16 protein-coding genes and 1 pseudogene are annotated in these 19,084 nt (G+C 72.5%); 15 read left to right on the top strand and 2 right to left on the bottom strand.

Annotation, left to right across the window (positions count from 1 at the left end; genetic code table 11):
• Positions 1 to 44: 44 nt before the first annotated feature.
• Positions 45 to 1,478 (top strand): RsmB/NOP family class I SAM-dependent RNA methyltransferase, encoded by a 1,434-nt coding sequence (locus tag OG410_RS08710; RefSeq protein ID WP_329298589.1) that lies wholly within the window; start codon positions 45 to 47, stop codon positions 1,476 to 1,478.
• A gap of 118 nt (positions 1,479 to 1,596) precedes the next feature.
• On the opposite strand, the gene OG410_RS08705 is transcribed toward OG410_RS08710, so the two are convergent.
• Positions 1,597 to 3,831: an MMPL family transporter gene (locus tag OG410_RS08705; RefSeq protein WP_329298588.1), complete on the bottom strand. Its 2,235-nt coding sequence runs from the start codon at positions 3,829 to 3,831 to the stop codon at positions 1,597 to 1,599.
• Positions 3,832 to 3,965: 134 nt separating this feature from the next.
• Here OG410_RS08705 and rpe point away from each other — a divergent pair, with 134 nt between their 5' ends.
• From rpe to OG410_RS08670, 7 genes and pseudogenes are all read left to right on the top strand, one after another.
• Positions 3,966 to 4,652, top strand: a complete 687-nt coding sequence (rpe, locus tag OG410_RS08700) for a ribulose-phosphate 3-epimerase (protein WP_329298587.1) — start codon at positions 3,966 to 3,968, stop codon at positions 4,650 to 4,652.
• Between the two features lie 78 nt (positions 4,653 to 4,730).
• Positions 4,731 to 5,774, top strand: coding sequence for a sugar-binding transcriptional regulator (locus tag OG410_RS08695; RefSeq protein WP_329298586.1), 1,044 nt, complete (start codon positions 4,731 to 4,733; stop codon positions 5,772 to 5,774).
• A 52-nt stretch (positions 5,775 to 5,826) separates the two neighbouring features.
• On the top strand, positions 5,827 to 6,273 hold the full coding sequence (locus OG410_RS08690; protein ID WP_329298585.1) for a ribonuclease domain-containing protein: 447 nt from the start codon (positions 5,827 to 5,829) through the stop codon (positions 6,271 to 6,273).
• Complete coding sequence (locus OG410_RS08685; protein WP_328666883.1) at positions 6,270 to 6,647, top strand: barstar family protein; 378 nt, start codon at positions 6,270 to 6,272, stop codon at positions 6,645 to 6,647. The genes OG410_RS08690 and OG410_RS08685 overlap by 4 nt, the downstream gene beginning before the upstream one ends.
• Positions 6,648 to 6,754: 107 nt before the next feature.
• On the top strand, positions 6,755 to 8,197 hold the full coding sequence (locus OG410_RS08680; RefSeq protein WP_329304060.1) for a GuaB1 family IMP dehydrogenase-related protein: 1,443 nt from the start codon (positions 6,755 to 6,757) through the stop codon (positions 8,195 to 8,197).
• A gap of 90 nt (positions 8,198 to 8,287) precedes the next feature.
• Positions 8,288 to 8,509, top strand: a pseudogene (locus tag OG410_RS08675) (amino acid permease C-terminal domain-containing protein); the annotation flags it as partial.
• A gap of 42 nt (positions 8,510 to 8,551) precedes the next feature.
• A complete protein-coding gene (locus OG410_RS08670; RefSeq protein ID WP_015661832.1) occupies positions 8,552 to 9,004 on the top strand; it encodes an Lrp/AsnC family transcriptional regulator in 453 nt (150 codons plus the stop codon).
• A gap of 130 nt (positions 9,005 to 9,134) precedes the next feature.
• On the opposite strand, the gene OG410_RS08665 is transcribed toward OG410_RS08670, so the two are convergent.
• A complete protein-coding gene (locus tag OG410_RS08665; RefSeq protein WP_329298584.1) occupies positions 9,135 to 9,875 on the bottom strand; it encodes a GntR family transcriptional regulator in 741 nt (246 codons plus the stop codon).
• 211 nt (positions 9,876 to 10,086) lie between these two features.
• Between OG410_RS08665 and OG410_RS08660 the strand changes: the two genes are divergently transcribed.
• The 7 genes from OG410_RS08660 to OG410_RS08630 all read left to right on the top strand — a co-directional run bounded on the left by OG410_RS08660 (position 10,087) and on the right by OG410_RS08630 (position 19,057).
• A complete protein-coding gene (locus OG410_RS08660) occupies positions 10,087 to 11,244 on the top strand; it encodes an ABC transporter substrate-binding protein (RefSeq protein ID WP_329298583.1) in 1,158 nt (385 codons plus the stop codon).
• Complete coding sequence (locus tag OG410_RS08655) at positions 11,241 to 12,149, top strand: ABC transporter permease (RefSeq protein WP_329298582.1); 909 nt, start codon at positions 11,241 to 11,243, stop codon at positions 12,147 to 12,149. The genes OG410_RS08660 and OG410_RS08655 overlap by 4 nt, the downstream gene beginning before the upstream one ends.
• Entirely contained in the window at positions 12,137 to 12,955 is an 819-nt protein-coding gene (locus tag OG410_RS08650) for an ABC transporter permease (RefSeq protein WP_329298581.1), read from the top strand. Before OG410_RS08655 ends, OG410_RS08650 begins: the two co-directional genes overlap by 13 nt.
• 2 nt (positions 12,956 to 12,957) lie before the next feature.
• On the top strand, positions 12,958 to 14,019 hold the full coding sequence (locus OG410_RS08645; RefSeq protein ID WP_329298580.1) for an ABC transporter ATP-binding protein: 1,062 nt from the start codon (positions 12,958 to 12,960) through the stop codon (positions 14,017 to 14,019).
• A gap of 582 nt (positions 14,020 to 14,601) precedes the next feature.
• Positions 14,602 to 16,086, top strand: coding sequence for an HAD-IA family hydrolase (locus OG410_RS08640; RefSeq protein WP_329298579.1), 1,485 nt, complete (start codon positions 14,602 to 14,604; stop codon positions 16,084 to 16,086).
• Positions 16,087 to 16,260: 174 nt separating this feature from the next.
• Positions 16,261 to 18,564 (top strand): sensor histidine kinase, encoded by a 2,304-nt coding sequence (locus OG410_RS08635; RefSeq protein WP_329298578.1) that lies wholly within the window; start codon positions 16,261 to 16,263, stop codon positions 18,562 to 18,564.
• On the top strand, positions 18,554 to 19,057 hold the full coding sequence (locus OG410_RS08630; protein ID WP_329298577.1) for a roadblock/LC7 domain-containing protein: 504 nt from the start codon (positions 18,554 to 18,556) through the stop codon (positions 19,055 to 19,057). Before OG410_RS08635 ends, OG410_RS08630 begins: the two co-directional genes overlap by 11 nt.
• Positions 19,058 to 19,084 lie beyond the last annotated feature (27 nt).

Genomic DNA, 19,084 nt, shown 5'->3' with positions numbered 1-19,084 from the left:
GCTGATAAGCGCATCTTTTTTCCTGGATCCGGAGCACCTTTTTCGTGAGTGAGCAGCCCCGTCGGCCGCAGAAGCCCGGCAAGCCCTACCGCCGCCCCCAGAAGGACCCGGTCCGCATGCTCGCCTTCGAGGCGCTGCGGGCCGTGGACGAGCGGGACGCCTACGCGAACCTCGTCCTGCCTCCGCTGCTGCGCAAGGCGAGGCAGAAGGACGACTTCGATGCACGGGACGCCGCGCTCGCCACCGAGCTGGTGTACGGCACGCTGCGCCGCCAGGGGACGTACGACGCCGTCATCTCGGCCTGCGTCGACCGGCCGCTGCGGGAGGTCGACCCGCCGGTCCTCGATGTGCTCAGCCTCGGGGTCCACCAGCTGCTGGGCACGCGCATCCCGACGCACGCGGCCGTCTCCGCCTCGGTCGAGCTGGCCCGGGTGGTGCTCGGCGACGGGCGGGCCAAGTTCGTGAACGCCGTGCTGCGCAAGGTCGCGCGGCAGGACCTCGACGCCTGGCTGGAACAGGTCGCCCCGCCCTACGCCGAGGACGCCGAGGAACACCTCGCCGTCGTGCACTCGCACCCGCGCTGGGTCGTCTCCGCGCTCTGGGACTCCCTCGGCGGCGGCCGGGCCGGCATCGAGGACCTGCTGGAGGCCGACAACGAGCGGCCCGAGGTGACCCTGGTCGCCCGGCCCGGACGCTCCACCGCCGGGGAACTCCTCGACGCCCTCGACGAGGACTCGGCGCTTCCTGGGCGCTGGTCCCCGTACGCCGTGCGGCTCACCGAGGGCGGTGAGCCGGGCGCCATCGACGCCGTACGGGAGGGCCGTGCGGGTGTCCAGGACGAGGGCAGCCAGCTGGTGGCGATCGCCCTGGCGAACGCGCCGCTCGACGGCCCCGACCGGGTCTGGCTGGACGGCTGCGCCGGACCCGGCGGCAAGGCCGCGATGCTGGCCGGCCTCGCCTCCCAGCGGGGCGCGACGCTGCTCGCCTCCGAGAAGCAGCTGCACCGCGCGGGGCTCGTCGCCAAGGCACTCGCCGGGAACCCCGGCCCCTACCAGGTCATCGCCGCCGACGGCACCCGCCCGCCGTGGCGGCCCGGCACCTTCGACCGGGTGCTCATGGACGTGCCCTGCACGGGCCTGGGCGCGCTGCGCCGCCGTCCCGAGGCCCGCTGGCGTCGTCGCCCCGAGGACCTCGACGGCTTCGCGTCGCTCCAGCGCGGGCTGCTGCGCACGGCGCTCGCATCGGTGCGGGTCGGCGGTGTCGTCGGGTACGCGACCTGCTCGCCGCACCTCGCCGAGACCCGCGCGGTGGTCGACGACGTCCTCAAGCACTTCGAGGACGGCTCCGCCGAACTGCTCGACGCCCGCCCGCTGCTGCCCGGCGTGCCCGCGCTCGGCGACGGCCCCGACGTCCAGCTGTGGCCGCACCTGCACGGGACGGACGCGATGTACCTGGCCCTGATCCGCCGAACCGCCTGACCCGACGTTCCCAGGTCCGTCGTCCGGCTCGGTCCGGGTCATCGCTCCGGCGACCGGCCCGGGCTCCGGTGCGTGCCGGGAGTCGCGACGGGGCGAACGTTGCCTGTCGCGGCACTAGTCAGTCGGGCGGCCGGGCGGGTCTCGTGGAGTCGTCCGGGTCCCCGGTGTCCTGGGGTCCCGCGGGCCCCGGGGACGCCGCGAGCTCCCCGGACTGCTCCGGGTCCGGTGTGTCCGGGTGCCGGGAGCCGCCGTCCTCGTGGGCGAGCCGGTTCGGCCACCACACCTTCGGGCCGACATCGAGGAAGAGCGAGGTGACCAGCACCGAGCGCACCACGAAGGTGTCCAGGAGCACGCCGAGGGCGACCGCGAAGCCGATCTCCGCGAACCCCACGATCGGCAGGGTGCCCAGTGCCGCGAACGTGCCCGCGAGAACCAGGCCGGCCGAGGTGATCACCGCCCCGGTGGTGGCGAGGCCCGTCACCACACCCTGCCGGGTGCCGTGGCGGCCGGCCTCCTCGCGGATACGGGTGGTCAGGAAGATGTTGTAGTCGATGCCGAGCGCCACCAGGAACACGAAGACGAACAGCGGGAACGCCACGTCCTCGCCCGCGTAGTCGAAGACGTGCCGGAACGCCAGCGCGCTCACACCGAGGGCGGTGGCCAGCGACAGCACCACGGTCCCGATCAGCAGGAGCGGAGCGATCAGCGCGCGCAGCAGGACGCTCAGGACCAGCAGGACCACCACCAGGACGAGCGGGATGACCAGGTAGTTGTCGTGCGTCTGGGCGTTCTCCATGTCCAGCAGGGCCGCCGAGCCGCCGCCCACCTTCGCGTCGGCCCCGGGCACGGCGTGCACCGCGTCGCGCACCCGCTCCACCGTGTCCTTGGCCGCCGCGCTGTCGGCGGGGGCGCGGGTGGTCGCCTCGAACAGCACCTTGCCGTCGTGCACCGGCGCGGTGCCCGGGGGCACACCGATGCTCGCCGGCACCACGCCCGGATCCGCCGCCACGGCCTCGCCGACCTGTCTGCCCTGCGCCGTGTCGGACACGATGACCAGCGGATCCCCGTCGCCCGCGGGGAAGTAGCGCGCCGACACCTCCTGGCCGACGATCGAGTCCGGTTTCCCGGTGAACTGGTCGGCGTTGGGGATGCCCGCGGCGCGGAGCTGGATCAGGCCGAGGGACAGCAGCCCGAGCGCCAGCGCCGTGGCCACCCAGAAGGTCCGCGGGCGGCGGGCGATCCGCCGGCCCATGTGCGCCCAGACGCCGCTCCTGGTCGGATCGGCCGAGCCGAGGTGCGGGACGGCGGGCCAGAAGATCCAGCGGCCGAAGACCAGCAGCAGGGCGGGGAAGAGCGTGAGCATGGCGAGCAGGCCGACGGCCACGCCGATCGCCGCGACCGGGCCGAGCCCCCGCGTCGAGTTCATCTCGGCGACCAGGAGCACCAGCATGCTCAGCACGACCGTGGCGCCCGACGCGAGGATGGCGGGCCCCGCCCGGTTCATGGCGAGGGTCATCGCCTCGTGCCGGTCCTCGTGACGGCGCAGTTCCTCGCGGTAGCGGGCGACCAGCAGCAGCGCGTAGTCGGTCCCCGCGCCGAACACGAGCACGGTGAGAATGCCCGCGCTCTGGCCGTTGACGGTCAGACCGGCGTGTTTCGCCAGCAGATAGATCAGCGCCTGCGCCGTGAACAGGGCGACGACCACACCGAGCAGGGGGACGAACAGCAGGATCGGGCTGCGGAAGGTGATCAGCAGCATCACGATGACGACGGCCATCGCGGAGAACAGCAGCGTCGAGTCGATGCCCTCGAAGGCCTTGGAGGAGTCGGCGGCCGTACCCCCGGGCCCGGTGATGTGCACCGAGAGCCCGTCGCCGCCCTTGCCGACCTGGTCACGGATGGAGTCGACGGCGGGGGCGATCCGCTGCCAGCCCGCCGCGTCCATGGTGATGGGGACGTAGATCTGCGCCGCGCGCGGGTCCGGCTGCCGGTCGAGGACCGGCCCGCGGGTCTCGGCGCCGCGGATGCCGTGGTCCCGCAGCGTCTTGAGCTGCCGGACGTCCTCGGAGATCTGTCGTCGGTCCTGTGCCGTCAGGCCGTCGGGGCGCGCGTAGACGACGACCGCGGGGATCTGCTCGGGCCTGAACCCGTTCGAGATGTCGAGGACCTGGGTGGATTCGGCGGAGCCCGGCAGCCAGGACTGCGCGTCGTTGTCCTGGGCGTCGCTCAGCTTCGCTCCGAGCGGTGCCACGAAGAGCAGGATCAGCAGCCACAGGGCCAGGACCAGCCACTTGGACCGCCGGCCGCACACGACTCCGATGGTGCCGCGCTTCCAGACGTCGAGCCGCTTCATGCCCACCCCCGGGACCGGACACAGCGCCGCTGGGCCGCCCAGCATGGCACGGCGGACCCTCGTACGGCAGCCGCGGGACGATCCAGGTCCGGACCGGGGCGGGCAACGGGCCCGGGGCATGGCAGTCTTGGGGCATGGCCGCGCAGATCAACCCCAGCATCCTGTCCGCCGACTTCGCCCGTCTTGCCGAGGAGGCAAAGTCGGTGGAAGGCGCGGACTGGCTCCATGTCGACGTCATGGACAACCATTTCGTACCGAACCTCACCCTCGGGGTGCCGGTCGTAGAGTCTTTGGCCCGTGCGACGGACACTCCGCTGGACTGCCATCTGATGATCGAGGACGCCGATCGGTGGGCGCCCCAGTACGTGGAAGCCGGTGCCGGCTCCGTCACCTTCCATGTGGAGGCCGCCGCCGCGCCCGTCCGGCTCGCCCGCGAGATCCGGGCCATGGGCGCCCGTGCCTCCATGGCGCTCAAGCCCGCGACCCCCATCGAGCCGTACGAGGATCTGCTCCCCGAGCTCGACATGCTGCTCATCATGACGGTCGAGCCCGGATTCGGGGGCCAGGCTTTTCTTGACATCATGCTCCCCAAGATCCGCCGCACGCGCGAGTTGATCAGCAAGCACGGCCTGGAACTGTGGCTCCAGGTCGACGGTGGAGTGTCGGCCTCGACCATCGAGCGGTGCGCGGAGGCGGGAGCCGACGTGTTCGTCGCCGGTTCGGCGGTGTACGGGGCCGCGGACCCCGCTCAGGCGGTACGTGCACTGCGCACCCAGGCCGAGGAGGCGACGGCCCGTGCGTCATGGGCGTGCGGCCACTGAGCCAAGGGAACGTGAACGCCGCCCATCAGGGCGGATCAAGTGCGCCGGATCTGCAAGGATGAACGGCGAATCCAGAGTGTGAACAGAAGTGAGGAGAACGCCGTGTCGGGTATGTCGGCGGGCCGGTCAGCCATGCGGATGGGACCCGCTGAGCTGGTCCAGGCGGCGGCCATGGCCCGCCGCTTCTACCTCGAGGGCAAATCCAAGATCCAGATCGCCGAGGAGTTCGGCGTCAGCCGCTTCAAGGTGGCCCGGGTCCTGGAGACCGCTCTCGAACGGGATCTCGTGAGGATCGAGATCCGCGTCCCCGCCGAGCTGGACGCGGAGCGCTCGGACGCGCTGCGCGCTCGCTACGGCCTGCGGCACGCCGTGGTCGTCGAGTCCCCGGCGGAGGCCGAGGAGTCGCCCGACCCGGAGAACCTCGGTGAGGTGGCCGCCGACCTGCTCGGCGAGCTCGTCAACGAGGGCGACGTGCTCGGCCTCGCCTGGGGCCGCTCCACCATCCACATGGCGGCGGCCCTGGACCGGCTCCCGCCCTGCACCGTGGTGCAGCTGACGGGGGTGTACGACGCCGGGACGGCCGAACGCGGCTCCGTCGAGGCCGTCCGCCGCGCCGCGCAGGTGTCCGGCGGCGACGCCCACCCCATCTACGCGCCGATGCTCCTGCCCGACGCGGCCACCGCGGCGGCGCTGCGCAACCAGACGGGGATCGCCCGCGCCTTCGAGTACTTCGACAAGGTGACGGTGGCCTGCGTCTCCATCGGCTCCTGGGAGCCCGGCATCTCCACGGTGCACGACATGCTCAGCGACGAGGAACGCGCGCACTACGCGTCGCTCGGTGTCGCCGCCGAGATGTCCGCGCACCTCTTCGACGCCGAGGGCCGTCGGGTCGGGCGTGACCTGGGCGAGCGCTGCATCACGGTCGAGGCCGACCGGCTGCGCCGTATCCCCGAGGTCGTCGCCATAGCGGGTGGGCACCGCAAGGCGGCCGCCATCGACGCGGTACTGCGGTCCGGGCTCGTCACCAGCCTGGTCACGGACACGTCGGCCGCGGACGCCCTGATGACGGCGGGCCCACCGCCGCGTCCGGCGCTGAACCGGGCGGACCCGGACGGGGCCTGAGGACAGCACACAGCGCGCGCCGCGAGGGGACGGCCGTGGCAGCATCGACGACATGCCGCTGCGGCCGTCCCCTCGCGCGTTCACGGGCCGTCTGTTCGCCGGCCTGCTGGTCTGTCTGACGGTCCTGCTGGCGGGCTGCGCGCCGACGGGCGCGGCCGGTCCGCGAGACCCGGCGGCCACCGCCGCGAGCCGTGCCACGGCGGTCCCGTCCTGGGCCGGCGGTCTGCCGGCCGTTTCCGTGGCCGCGCTCCCCGCCGAGGCGCGGGCGACCCTCGCCCTCATCGACCGGGGCGGCCCCTTCCCGTACGCCAAGGACGGCGCCGTCTTCGGCAACTTCGAGCGGGAGCTGCCGGGGCATGCCAGGGGCTACTACCGCGAGTACACGGTGCGGACCCCTGGTGAGCGCGACCGCGGGGCCCGGCGCATGGTCACGGGGCGGGGCGGGGAGATCTTCTACACCGACGATCACTACAACTCCTTCAAGGCGGTGCTGAGATGACGCACGGTCCGCTCGCGGCGGTATGCCGTTCGGCCGGGTGGCAGGTCACCGAACTCGACCTCACCGGGGTCCTCGACAAGGGCGCCTTCATGGCGCGCTGCGTCCGCGACCTCGGCCTGCCGGAGTGGTTCGGGCGGAACTGGGACGCGCTCGGCGACGTCCTGGGCGACCCCGACTGGGGCCCGGCCAGTCCGGGCAGACTGATCGTGGTGACCGGCTGGCGCCCCTACGCGCGAGCACGGCCCGACGAGTGGGAGACCGTGCAGGGGGTGCTGGCGGCGGCCTCCGGTCACTACGAGGCCTCCGACGCGGCGCTCGCGGTCGTCCTCTCCCTTGGAGGATCCGACCAGCTGCCCCCTGACCAGCCTGGATGATCCGCCCGGGGACCGCATACCGGCCGTCATGGGACAATGAGGTACGTGCTCTTCCCCCTGGCTGACCTGTCCGGGGGCCACCTCTGATCGACTGGGATGTGCAGCACGTGCGTTTCCTCAACGACATCCAGCCCCCGTACGACCTGACGTACGACGACGTCTTCATGGTGCCCAGCCGCTCCGCCGTGGGCTCGCGTCAGGCAGTGGACCTCGCCTCTCCCGACGGCACCGGCACCACCATCCCGCTCGTCGTCGCCAACATGACGGCGATCGCCGGCCGCCGGATGGCCGAGACCGTCGCCCGCCGCGGTGGCCTTGTCGTCATTCCGCAGGACATCCCGATCGAGGTCATCACCGAGGTCGTCTCCTGGGTCAAGGGACGCCATCTGGTGCTCGACACCCCGATCGTCCTCGCGCCCCACCAGACCGTCGCCGACGCGCTGGCGCTGCTGCCCAAGCGCGCGCACAACGCGGGCGTCGTCGTCGACGACGACGGCCGCCCCGTCGGTGTGGTCACCGACGCCGACCTCACCGGCGTGGACCGCTTCAGCCAGCTGTCCGAGGTCATGTCCAAGGACCTGCTGCTCCTCGACGCGGACATCGAGCCGCGCGAGGCGTTCAACCGCCTCGACAACGCCAACCGCCGCTACGCCCCCGCCGTGGACGCGGACGGCAAGCTGGCCGGCATCCTCACCCGCAAGGGCGCTCTGCGCGCCACGCTGTACTCGCCGGCCACCGACGCGAACGGCAGGCTGCGCATCGCCGCCGCCGTCGGCATCAACGGCGATGTGGAGGGCAAGGCCAAGCAGCTGCTCGACGCGGGCGTCGACACGCTCGTCATCGACACGGCGCACGGCCACCAGGAGTCGATGATCAGCGCCGTCAGGACGGTGCGCGCGCTGGATCCGCAGGTGCCGATCGTCGCGGGCAACATCGTCGCCGCCGAGGGCGTCAAGGACCTGATCGACGCGGGCGCCGACATCATCAAGGTCGGTGTGGGCCCGGGTGCCATGTGCACCACCCGCATGATGACCGGCGTCGGCCGGCCGCAGTTCTCCGCGGTGCTGGAGTGCGCGGCCGAGGCGAAGAAGTACGGCAAGCACGTGTGGGCCGACGGCGGTGTCCGCCACCCCCGTGACGTCGCGATGGCGCTGGCCGCCGGCGCGTCCAACGTCATGATCGGCTCGTGGTTCGCCGGCACGTACGAGTCCCCGGGCGACCTTCACCAGGACGCCGGCGGACGCCTGTACAAGGAGTCGTTCGGCATGGCGTCCGCGCGGGCCGTCAAGAACCGCACCAGCGAGGAGTCCGCGTACGACCGGGCCCGCAAGGCGCTGTTCGAGGAGGGCATCTCCACCTCGCGGATGTTCCTCGACCCGTCCCGTCCGGGCGTCGAGGACCTGATCGACTCGATCATCGCGGGCGTCCGTTCCTCCTGCACCTACGCGGGCGCCAACTCCCTGGAGGAGTTCGCCGAGAACGCGATCGTCGGCATCCAGAGCGCGGCCGGCTACGCCGAGGGCCAGCCGCTGCACGCCAGCTGGAGCTGATCCGCCCAGTTCCCGTACGGCCCCTGTTCCCCTGCCGGGAGCGGGGGCCGCACGCGTGGGAGAGCTTCTACGACGGGCCGGGGACTGCCGCGGCGGACGCGCCCGGCCGTGCGCCGTACGTTCCGGGTTCCGCTCGCGCCGGTGCCGCCCGGGATCGGCTTCCTGCCGTGCGTGTGGATGCTGGCCGGTCTCTCCGCCGTCACCTGGGTGGTCTTCGGGGTCCGGACGGCCGTCGGGCTCGTGTTCTACTTCAGTCACGGCTACCGCCGGTCCCGGACGGCGACCGCGGAAGCCTTCGCCGAGCAGCTGTAGAACCGTCGCAGGACCCCCTCGCAGAAAAGTGAACCACCCGCAGTGCTGAACGATCTCGACGAACGCATCGTGCACGCCCTCGCCGAGGACGCCCGTCGCTCCTACGCGGACATCGGGCAACTGGTCGGCCTGTCCGCGCCCGCCGTGAAGCGGAGGGTCGACCGGCTGCGGGCCACCGGGGCCATCACCGGGTTCACCGTACGGGTGGACCCGGCGGCGCTCGGCTGGGAGACGGAGGGCTTCGTCGAGATCTACTGCCGCCGGAACACCTCGCCGGAGACCATCCAGCGCGGTCTGGAGCGGTACCAGGAAGTCGTGGCCGCCTCCACCGTCACCGGGGAGGCGGACGCGGTGGTGCAGGTGTTCGCCTCGGACATGCGGCACTTCGAGCGGGTGCTCGAACGGATCGCGGGGGAGCCGTTCGTGGAGCGGACGAAGTCCGTTCTGGTGCTGTCGCCACTGCTGCGGAGGTTTTCCTCGGGGTCGCCCACATAGTCGGCGCCCCCATAACCGCGGGTGCGCCGCAGGGGGTGGGGGTTGTGACTCCGCGCGGCCGCGGGCCCGTAGTGGCTGGCCGTGCAGTTCCCCGCGCCCCTGACGGGGCGCTCCGCAGCCCGTCAGGCGCTTACTCCGCCGTCTTCCTGGCCAGGGCGTTGTTGCCGATCGAGTTGTGGACGCTGAAGCTCACGGCGTCCGAGCGGTAGCGGTCGTCGGACCACTCCACCGGGCGGCCCTCGCGCGTGGTGGTGACCCGGCGGACGCGCAGCAGGGGACTGGTGCGGCGGACTCCGAGGAGGTCGGCGTCCTGGGCGCCCGCCGCGACGGCGTCGATGACGTGCTCGCCGTACGCGAAGACCAGGCCGGTGTCCTCGAGGAGCCGCTGGGTGACGGACGGGCAGTCGGGCTCGATCGCCGCGACGGCGGGGGAGATCCAGTCCGCGTACACCGTGCGCTCCAGCAGCACCGGTTCGCCGTCCAGTCCCCGGACCCGCAGCACGTGCAACACCGGCGTCCCCTCCTGGAGCTGGAGGCGGACGACGTCCTCAGCCGTCGCCGGACGGTACTCCTGGGCCACCACGTGCCCCGTCGCCTCGCGCCCCATCGCCCGCGCCCACTGGGCGAAGCTGCGCAGTTCGGCGAAGCTCTGGCTGCGACGGCCGGCCAGGACCACGCGCCGGGCGCCCTGGCGTGACCCGATGAGGCCCTCGGCGGTCAGGGCCGCGACGGCCTGGCGGACCGTGCCGCGCGCGACGCCGTAGTGGGCCGCGAGGTCCGTCTCCGCCGGCAGCAGACTGCCCACGGTGTACTCCTCGCGGTCGATCGCCCGCCGCAGCTCCTCGGCGATCTCCTCGTGTCGCGCCGCCATTCTTCCCCTCTGATTCGACTGCTGTGCACAGCTTGATCAGCCTAATCGACATCGGGCGGTGATCCGCGTCGGCCGGGATTGTGCAGGGAATAGGGGGTAACGGTTTCACCAAAGTTTACGAACAGGACACCATCGGCGTGCCTACTGGGGCCAACTTGTTCAGACAAGTTCTCCGTCCCGCCCCACCCTCGTGCGTCACCCTGGAGAGACCGTGACCGTGTTCCTGCCGAGGACCGCCCTCCTCACCGGCGGCCTCGCCGTCGCCGCAGCGCTCACCCTGAGCGCCTGCGGCGCCGCTCCCGACGACAAGGCGACCACCGCCGACGGCAAGAGCGCGGCCACCGCGACCTCCGCCGCGGACTTCGGCGGTCTCGACGCCCTGGTCAAGGCCGCGAAGAAGGAGGGCACGCTGCACGCGATCGCCCTTCCCCGCGACTGGGCCAACTACGGCGCTCTCATCGACGGCTTCACCAAGAAGTACGGCATCAAGATCCAGGTCGAGAGCCCCGACGGCTCCAGCCAGGACGAGATCAACGCCGTCACCTCGCGCAAGGGCCAGGACCGCGCCCCCGACGTCCTCGACCTCGGCAGCTCCTTCGCGCTGAGCGCGGCCCAGCAGGGGCTGCTCGCCCCGTACAAGGTGACCGCCTTCGGCGACCTCCCCGAGGGGCAGAAGGACACCGCGGGCCGCTGGTTCAACGACTACGGCGGCTACATCTCCATCGGCTGCGACGCCAAGAAGGTCAAGGAGTGCCCCACGACCTTCAAGGACCTGCTCAAGCCGCAGTACAAGGGCCAGGTCGCGCTCAACGGCAACCCCACCAAGTCCGGTTCCGCCTTCGGCGGCGTGTATGCCGCCGCCCTGGCCAACGGCGGCTCCTTCGACGACATCCAGCCCGGCCTCGACTTCTTCGCCGAGTTGAAGAAGAACGGCAACTACACGCCTGTCGAGTCGACCCCGGCCACCGTCGAGAAGGGCGAGACGCCCATCAGCATCGACTGGGACTACCTGAACGCCGGATACGCCGACGAGTTCAAGTCCAAGGGTGTCGACTGGAAGGTCTCGGTGCCCTCCGACGGCCAGTTCTCCCAGTACTACTCCCAGGCCGTCAACAAGGACGCCCCGCACCCGGCAGCGGCCCGTCTGTGGCAGGAGTACCTCTACAGCGCCGAGGGCCAGAACCTGTGGCTCAAGGGATACGCCCGCCCGGCCCTGATGACCGCGATGGAGAAGGCCGGCACGCTCGACAAGGCCGCCGCCGCGAAGCTCCCCGCCGTCTCGGGCACCCCGAGCTTCCCGACCGAGGCCCAGCAGAGCAAGGCCAAGACCGTGCTGGCCCAGGGCTGGGGCAAGGCCGTCTCCGGATGACCACCGCTCTCACCGAGGCCCCGGCCGACGTGGCGCCCGCCGCTGCCCACCGGCAGCGGCGGCGCCGCCGCGCCACCGGCCCGCTCGCCGTCCTCCCGCTGCTCGTCTTCGTGGCCATCTCCTTCGGTGTCCCCGCGCTGGCCATGCTCAACGGCGCGTTCACCGTCAAGGACCAGGCCACCGGCGCCAGTTCGTACACCACGGCCAACCTGACCGGTTCGTTCCAGGGCGCCTACCTGACCGCGCTGATCGGCAGCGTCAAGCTGTCCGCCGTCTCCGCGGGCCTCGCGACCGTCCTTGGACTCCCGCTCGCCCAGGCCGTGGTGACCTCCCGGTTCCGCGCGCTGCGTGAGGCCGTGCTCACCGCGTCCGGGGTGCTCGCCAACTTCGGCGGTGTCCCGCTCGCCTTCGCCTTCGTCGCCACACTCGGCAACTCCGGTGTCCTGACACGGGAATTGAGCCTCACCGACCGAGGCTGGAACCTCTACAGCTTCTGGGGCCTGGTCGTCGTCTACCTGTACTTCCTGATCCCGCTCATGGTCCTCACCATCACGCCCGCCCTCGACGGCCTGCGCCCCCAGTGGCGCGAGGCGGCGCGGAACAACGGCGCCACCACCGTCCAGTACTGGCGGCACGTGGCTCTGCCCGTCCTCGCGCCCTCGCTCCTCGGCGGACTCGTGCTCCTCTTCGGCAGCGCCTTCGCCGCGTACGCCACCGCCGCCGCCATGGTGGGCAGTGCGGTGCCGCTGGTCACCCTCCAGATCGCCGACGCCATCTCCGGCAACGTGCTGGTCGGCCAGGAGAACGTGGCGCTCGCCCTCAGCCTCGACATGGTCCTCATCGCGGGCCTGGTCATGGCCGTGTACCTGCCCCTGCAACGACGGAGCGCGCGATGGCTCGCCTGAACCTGTGGCGCTGGGCCGTCCTCGCCCTCGCCGCGCTGTACTTCCTGGTGCCCATGGCCGCGTCGGTGATCTTCACGGTCGACGTGCCGGGGCAGGGCGTCACCTTCGACGCCTACCGCTCGATCGTGTCCGCCGACGGATTCGTCTCCAGCCTGCTGCTCTCGCTGGAACTCGCCGCCGTGACCATCGCCGTGGTGCTGCTCCTGATGGTGCCCGCCACGGTCGCGCTGCGGCTCGGCTCACCCCGGCTGCGGCCGGTCGTCGAGGTGGTCTGTTCACTGCCGCTCGTCGTGCCGCCGATCGCGTTCGTCGCCGGCATCTCCACCGTCCTCAAATGGGGGCCCGAACACCTCTCGCGCACCCCGCTGTTCCAGACGTTCGTGGCGATCCAGGATCCCGGCTTCCCGGTCGTCCTCGTCCTCGCGTACGTCGTGATGGCGCTGCCGTTCGTGTACCGGGCCCTGGACGCGGGACTGCGCGCCGTCGACGTGCGCACGCTCGTCGAGGCGGCCCGGAGCTGCGGCGCGAGCATGCCGCAGGCACTCGTGCGCGCTGTGCTGCCCAATCTGCGCGGCGCGCTGCTCAACGCCTCCTTCCTCACCCTGGCCCTGGTGCTGGGCGAGTTCACGGTCGCCGCCCTGCTCGGCTATCAGCCCTTCGCCGTGTGGATCTACAGCGTCGGCGGCTCGCAGGCCCAGATGTCCGTCGCCGTCTCCGTGCTCAGCCTGTTCCTCACCTGGGCACTCCTCCTCGCGCTCGCCGTCCTCGGCGGCCGCTCCCGTACCGCTTCCGCCTCCCAGGGATGAACATGACCGTCGCCACGCTCGACAAGGCCGCCACCGTCGAATTCCGGGGACTCCGGCGGGAGTTCGGCCCGACCGTCGCTCTCGACGGCCTCGACCTCACCGTCCGGCCCGGTGAACTGCTCGCCCTGCTCGGTCCCTCCGGCTGCGGCAAGACCACCGCGCTGCGCATGCTCGCCGGCTTCGAACACCCCGACTCCGGCGAGGTGCTGGTCGACGGCGAGGACATCACCCGGGTTCCGGCGCACCGGCGCGACGCGGGGATGGTCTTCCAGTCGTACAGCCTCTTCCCGCATCTGAACGCACGGGACAACGTGGCCTTCGGACTGCGGATGCGTAAGGTGCGTACGGCCGAACGGCGCTCCCGTGCCGCCGAGTTGCTCGATCTGGTGGGCCTCGGGGACAAGGGCGGCCGGTTCCCGCACCAGCTCTCCGGCGGCCAGCAGCAGCGGGTCGCGCTGGCCCGCGCGCTCGCCCTGCGGCCCCGTGTCCTGCTGCTCGACGAGCCGCTGTCGGCGCTGGACGCCAAGGTGCGGCTCTCGTTGCGCGAGGAGATCCGCCGGCTCCAGCTCGAACTCGGCATCACCACCCTGTTCGTGACCCACGACCAGGAAGAGGCGTTGTCCATGGCGGACCGGGTCGCGGTGATGCGGGCCGGCCGGTTGGAACAGTGCGCGTCGCCCGCCGACCTGTACGGGCGTCCCGCCACCGCCTTCGTCGCCGAGTTCGTGGGCACGATGAGCCGGATCCCGGGGACCCTCGACGGCGACCGGGTCGAGGTACTCGGCCGACGGCTGCCGGTGGACGGGGACGCGCCCGCACCGGGGGAGGTGGATGTGCTGGTACGGCCCGAGGCGGTCCGGGTGAGCGCCGACGCGTCGGGTGCGGCCCGGGTCATGGCCACCGCGTTCCTCGGCGCGGCCACCCGGGTGACCGTGCGGCTCGCCGACGGTACCGAGGCCAAGGCCGACCTGCCCACGCACGAGGCCGCGACGCTCGCGTCGGGCGCCGCTGTGACCGTCACCCTGCCGGACCGTCCGGTCCTGGTCGCCGAGCGCACGAGCTGAGGCACACCCGGTGCCGCCCCGGACGAGGGGTACCCTCCCCGGCCAGCGGCCAGCGGCCAGCGGTCAGCGGGCCATCGATGACCGGTCACCGGCCCCGGCTTCCGGTCACGGGCTCCCGGCCTCTGGCTTCGGCCTTCGGCTTCCGGCTCCCGGTCTTTGGCCTTGGCCTCCGGCTCTTGGCTTCCGGTGTCGGACTTCGGCTCTTGGCCCTCGGCCCTCGGCTCAGGGCCTCCGGCTTCCAGCCCCGGCCCTTGGCCCCCGCTCCCGGGCCCCGGCCCTCGGCCTCCGGCCTCCGGCTTGCGGCCCCGGCTCCTGGCACCCGGCGCCTGGCACCCGGCCTCGGCGCCCGGGCCTTGGCCCTGCCCCCGGCCCCCTGACCCCGCCCTCGACCTCTGACCCTGACCCCTGACTCCGACCTCGGCCCCCGACCTCGGCCCCTGACCCCGCCCCCGGCCACACGTGCCGCCCCGGTGCCTGCGGTCGGGATGTCGCCCCGGCCCCGGGGCGGCAGGTGGTCCCCCGGCCCCCGGGGGCGGGGCCGCCGCACCACGCTCGATCCCCCCACCGAAGAAAGAGATCACCGTGACCCGTCGCACCACCGCCCGACCTCCCCTCCAGGCCGTTCTGTTCGACATGGACGGCACGCTCGTGGACACCGAGCGGCTGTGGTGGGAGGCGGTGGAGGAGGTGGCCGGCGGGCTCGGGCACGTACTGACGGCGGCCGATCAGCCGCATGTCCTCGGACGGCCCGTCGAGCACACCGCCGCATGGCTGGCCGGCGTCACCGGCGCGCCGGGGGAGGAGACCGCCGCCGAGCTGCACCGACAGTTCGCGGACCGGGTCCGTACGGGCGTCGTCCCTCGCCCCGGGGCGAGGGAACTGCTCCGGGCGCTCGCCCGCGAACGCGTGCCCACCGCCCTCGTGACCGCCTCCCCGCGCGCGGTCGCCGACACCGTGCTGGAGGCGCTCGGCACCGGACACTTCGCCGTTTCCGTCACCGCCGACGACACCGGGCGCACCAAGCCCGCCCCCGACCCCTACCTCGCCGCCTGCCGCGCCCTCGGTGTCGACCCCGCGGCCTGCGTCGCCGTCGAGGACACCCAGACCGGTGTCACCTCGGCCGAGTCGGCCGGCTGCGCCGTCCTCGCGGTGCCCTCGCTCGCGCCGATCGAGCCCGCGGCCGGCCGGACCGTGCTCGGCAGCCTGGAGGGCGTCTCCCCGGCCCGGCTGCGGGCCATGGTCGCCCCGGGTGAGCTGCGGGTGATGAGCTGGAACCTCTGGTTCGGCGGCACCCAGGTCGACGGGTACCGCGAGAAGCAGCTCAAGGTCATCACGGAGACCGGCGCGGACGTGGTCGGTCTCCAGGAGACGTACGGGGACGCGGCCCGCGAACTCGCCGACGCCCTCGGCTGGTACCACCACCGGGCGGGCGACAACCTCGGCGTCATCAGCCGCCACCCGATCACCTCCGTGCTCGGCGACCCGGACGTCGGCTTCTACGGGGGAACCGGGGTCCGGATCGAACTGGACGGCGGGCAGCGGGTGGACGTCTGGAGCGTCCACCTCGACTGTGCGCCGTACGGTCCCTACGAGGCCCGCTTCGACGGGCTCCCGGCGGCCGGACTGATCGCGCACGAGAGCGGCCGGCTCGCCCGGATGCGGGAGATCCTGCGGAGGGTCGCCGACACCCGCGACGAGTCCGTGCCGGTCGTCCTGACCGGTGACTTCAACGTGCCCTCGCACCTGGACTGGCCCGATGTCGCCTGGCCGGTGACGCGCGCCGCCGAGGAGGCGGGCCTGCGCGACTCCTACCGGGAGGCCCACCCCGACCCGGTTCGGGATCCGGGACACACCTGGTCGCCCGTCCACGCCGAGCACGAGGACGGCAGCGGGCGCCCGGAGCCGCAGGACCGGATCGACTTCGTCCTGCACCGGGGCCTGACCGTCCTCGACTCCCGCACCCTGGTCAGCGGTGACCCGCGGCCCTTGCCGGATGTCGCGGGCAACGACTGGCCCTCCGATCACGCGGCGGTCGTCACCGTCTTCGCCGTGGCCAGGGGCGACTGACGGGACGGATCCGGTGACGGCGCGCAGCGCGCGTTGAACGCTCAGTCAGTCCGGACCATTGCGGTCCGGGCGCGGCATCGACTAGTTTGAGCCGCGCGCCCGCTACCCGCGAGTAACACACGGGTCACCACACGTCACCCGGCCACCCGACCGTCCCGTCGCCCTGGGGAGACCATGCGCTGGCCCTTCGGCCGTACGCCCACGGTCCGTTCGCGGATCGTGGCCCTCTCGATCGCTCCGGTGATCGCCCTCATGACGCTGTGGAGTTTCGCCATGGTGTCCGTCACCGGCGATCTGCGCGCACTCGTCCGTCTGCAGGATGTCTACAACACCTTCGGCACTCCGGCCGACACGGCGATCGGCCAGATCCAGATCGAACGCCGCCTCGCCGCCGCGTATCTGGGCGCGAAGCGCGGGACGACGGCGGGCGTCGACCTGCTGACCCAGCAACGCCGCACCGACCGCGCCGTGACCGCCCTGCGCGCGGCGGTCAGGGACGGGGACCGCAGCAGCCTCTCCGGACAGCAGCGCCAGGCGCTCGACGCCCTGCTCCACTCCGTCGACGGGCTGGAGGGGCTGCGCGGCCGGGTACTGGCACACACCGTCACCTGGGACCGGGCCGTGGCCGAATACAGCACCCTGGTGGAACCGTCCTTCGACGTCCAGTCCGCGCTCACGGCGCTCCAGGCGGGACAACTGGCCCGCGAGGCCCAGGTCGTCGTCGAGCTGGTGCGGGTACGGGAGTTCGTGTCGCGCGAGGACGCGCTCGTCGCCGGGGCACGGGCCGCCGGCACGCTCACCGACCGCCAGTACGACACCCTCACCGCGACCATCGAGGACCGCCGGGTCTTCGAGCAGACCTATGTGCCCGACCTGCCGGCCGACTCGCGCGCCCTCTTCGAGACCTTCCAGCGCGACGACCTGCACCGGGAACTGACCCGGGACGAGGACGCACTGCTGCGGGCGGGCGCGCGGCAGGCGGGCAAGGCCGTCGCGGCCGGCACCTGGCGCACCACCAGCGACCGCGCCGTCAAGCGGTACATGCGGCTGTGCACCCAGTCCGCGATCAACTCCGCCGCGCGCGGGCGGACGTTCGCCTACCGGGAGCTGACCAAGGCGGCGATCGTCGGTGTGCTCGGACTGGCAGCCGTCGGACTGTCCCTCTGGTTCGCGGTGCGCGGCGCCCGTCGCATCTCGCGCCGCCTGGAGGCGCTGCGCGACGCCGCCGACCTGCTGACCAATCGCCAACTGCCTCAGGTCATGGAGCGGTTGGGCGCCGGTGAGGAGGTCGACGCGGCCGCCGAGGCGCCGCCGCTGGCGGACGTGGAGGCGGTGGCCGACGAGATCGGCCAGGTCGGCCGGTCCTTCAACACCGCCCGTCTCGCCGCCGTCGAGGCCGCCGTCAAGCAAGCCACCCTGCGCCGCGGGCTGTTCGCGGTGCTCCTGAACATCGCCCGCCGCAACCAGGCGCTCGTCCACCGCCAGCTCAAGCTGGTCGACACGCTGGAGCGCCGTACCGACGACCCCGACGTGCTGGACGACCTGTTCCGGATCGATCACCTCACCACCCGCATGCGGCGCCACGCGGAGAGCCTCATCATCCTCTCCGGCTCCGCCCCGGGCCGCCGTTGGCGACGGCCGGTACCCGTCGCCGAGGTGGTGTCCTCCGCGGTGAGCGAGATCGAGCAGTACACACGCGTCGTGGTCCCCCCGATGCCCGAGGTGGGCATCGCCGCGGACGCCGTCGCCGATGTCGTGCACCTGATCGCCGAACTCGTCGAGAACGCCACCGTGTTCTCGCCGCCCCGCACCCAGGTCACCCTGCGCACCGGGCGGGCCGGGAGCGGGTTCGTCCTGGAGATCGACGACCGGGGTCTCGGCCTCGAACCCGACCAGATCGACGAGGCCCACCGCACCCTCACCACGCCGGAGGACTTCGACCCGACCCGGCACGACCGGCTCGGTCTGTACGTCGTGGGCCGGCTCGCCGCACGGCACGGCATCAAGGTCACGCTGTGCCGCTCCCCGTACGGCGGTACGACGGCAGTGGTGCTGCTCCCCGAGGCCGTCCTCGCACCGGTGGAAACCACGCAGCCGGCGGCGGACACGGCTCCGGTGGCGCTTCCCACGCGGACCGGCACCGCGCTCCTGCCGGCGCAGCGCAAGGCGTCCGGGGAACAGAAGGCCGACTCCGTGCCGCCGGAGGCACCGGAACAGCCCGTGCTGCCCACCCGGGTCCGTCAGCGGGCCCTGGCCCCGGAGCTGCGCACCGCGGCACCGGTGGCCGACGGGACGCCGGAACGTGAGATCACGCCGGAGGAGATGCGCGCGGTCTTCGGAGCCTTCCAGCGTGGTCTCGACCGAGGCCGCAAGGGACTGCCCGCGGAGCCGGACACCGGCGGGTCCGGTTCCGCGCCGTCCGGCCCCGCGCAGCGAACCGACACAGAGGAAGGGACGGACGCCCACGATGCGCCCTGACCAGCTCCCAGAGCACCCCGCCCGGACCCTGGAGGCCCGGCACCCGGATCCGGCGGGCGGCGGCCTCGGGTCCGGGGACGACGCCGAACGGCCCGGCACCGATCTCGGGTGGCTGCTCGACGATCTCGTGGCCAGGACCGACCACGTCCGTCAGGCCGTGCTCCTCACCGCCGACGGCCTCCCGCTGAGCTGCTCGGACGGCATGCGCAGACGGGACATCGAACATCTCGCCGCGGTCTGCTCGGGCTTCCACAGCCTCGCCCGCTCGGTGGGCGAGCGCTTCGCCGCGGGCGGGGTGCGCCAGACCATGGTGATGCTCGACGACGCCTACCTCTTCATCACCCCGGCGGGTGACGGGAGCCGGCTCGCCGTGCTGAGCGAGGTGCAGACGGACGTCGGCCAGCTCGCGCACGAGATGGAACTGCTCGTCCGCCGCGTCGGCCGCCACATGGCCGCCGCCGTACGCTCGGCGGCAGACCCCGCGGGCCACTGATCCGGCTGTGACCGACGAGCACTGGTA

The organism is Streptomyces sp. NBC_00659 (assembly GCF_036226925.1).
In the GTDB taxonomy this organism is placed as follows: Bacteria; Actinomycetota; Actinomycetes; order Streptomycetales; family Streptomycetaceae; genus Streptomyces.
The sequence above is the reverse complement of the archived record's forward strand: the minus strand, read 5'-3'. Positions and strand labels throughout refer to the sequence as shown.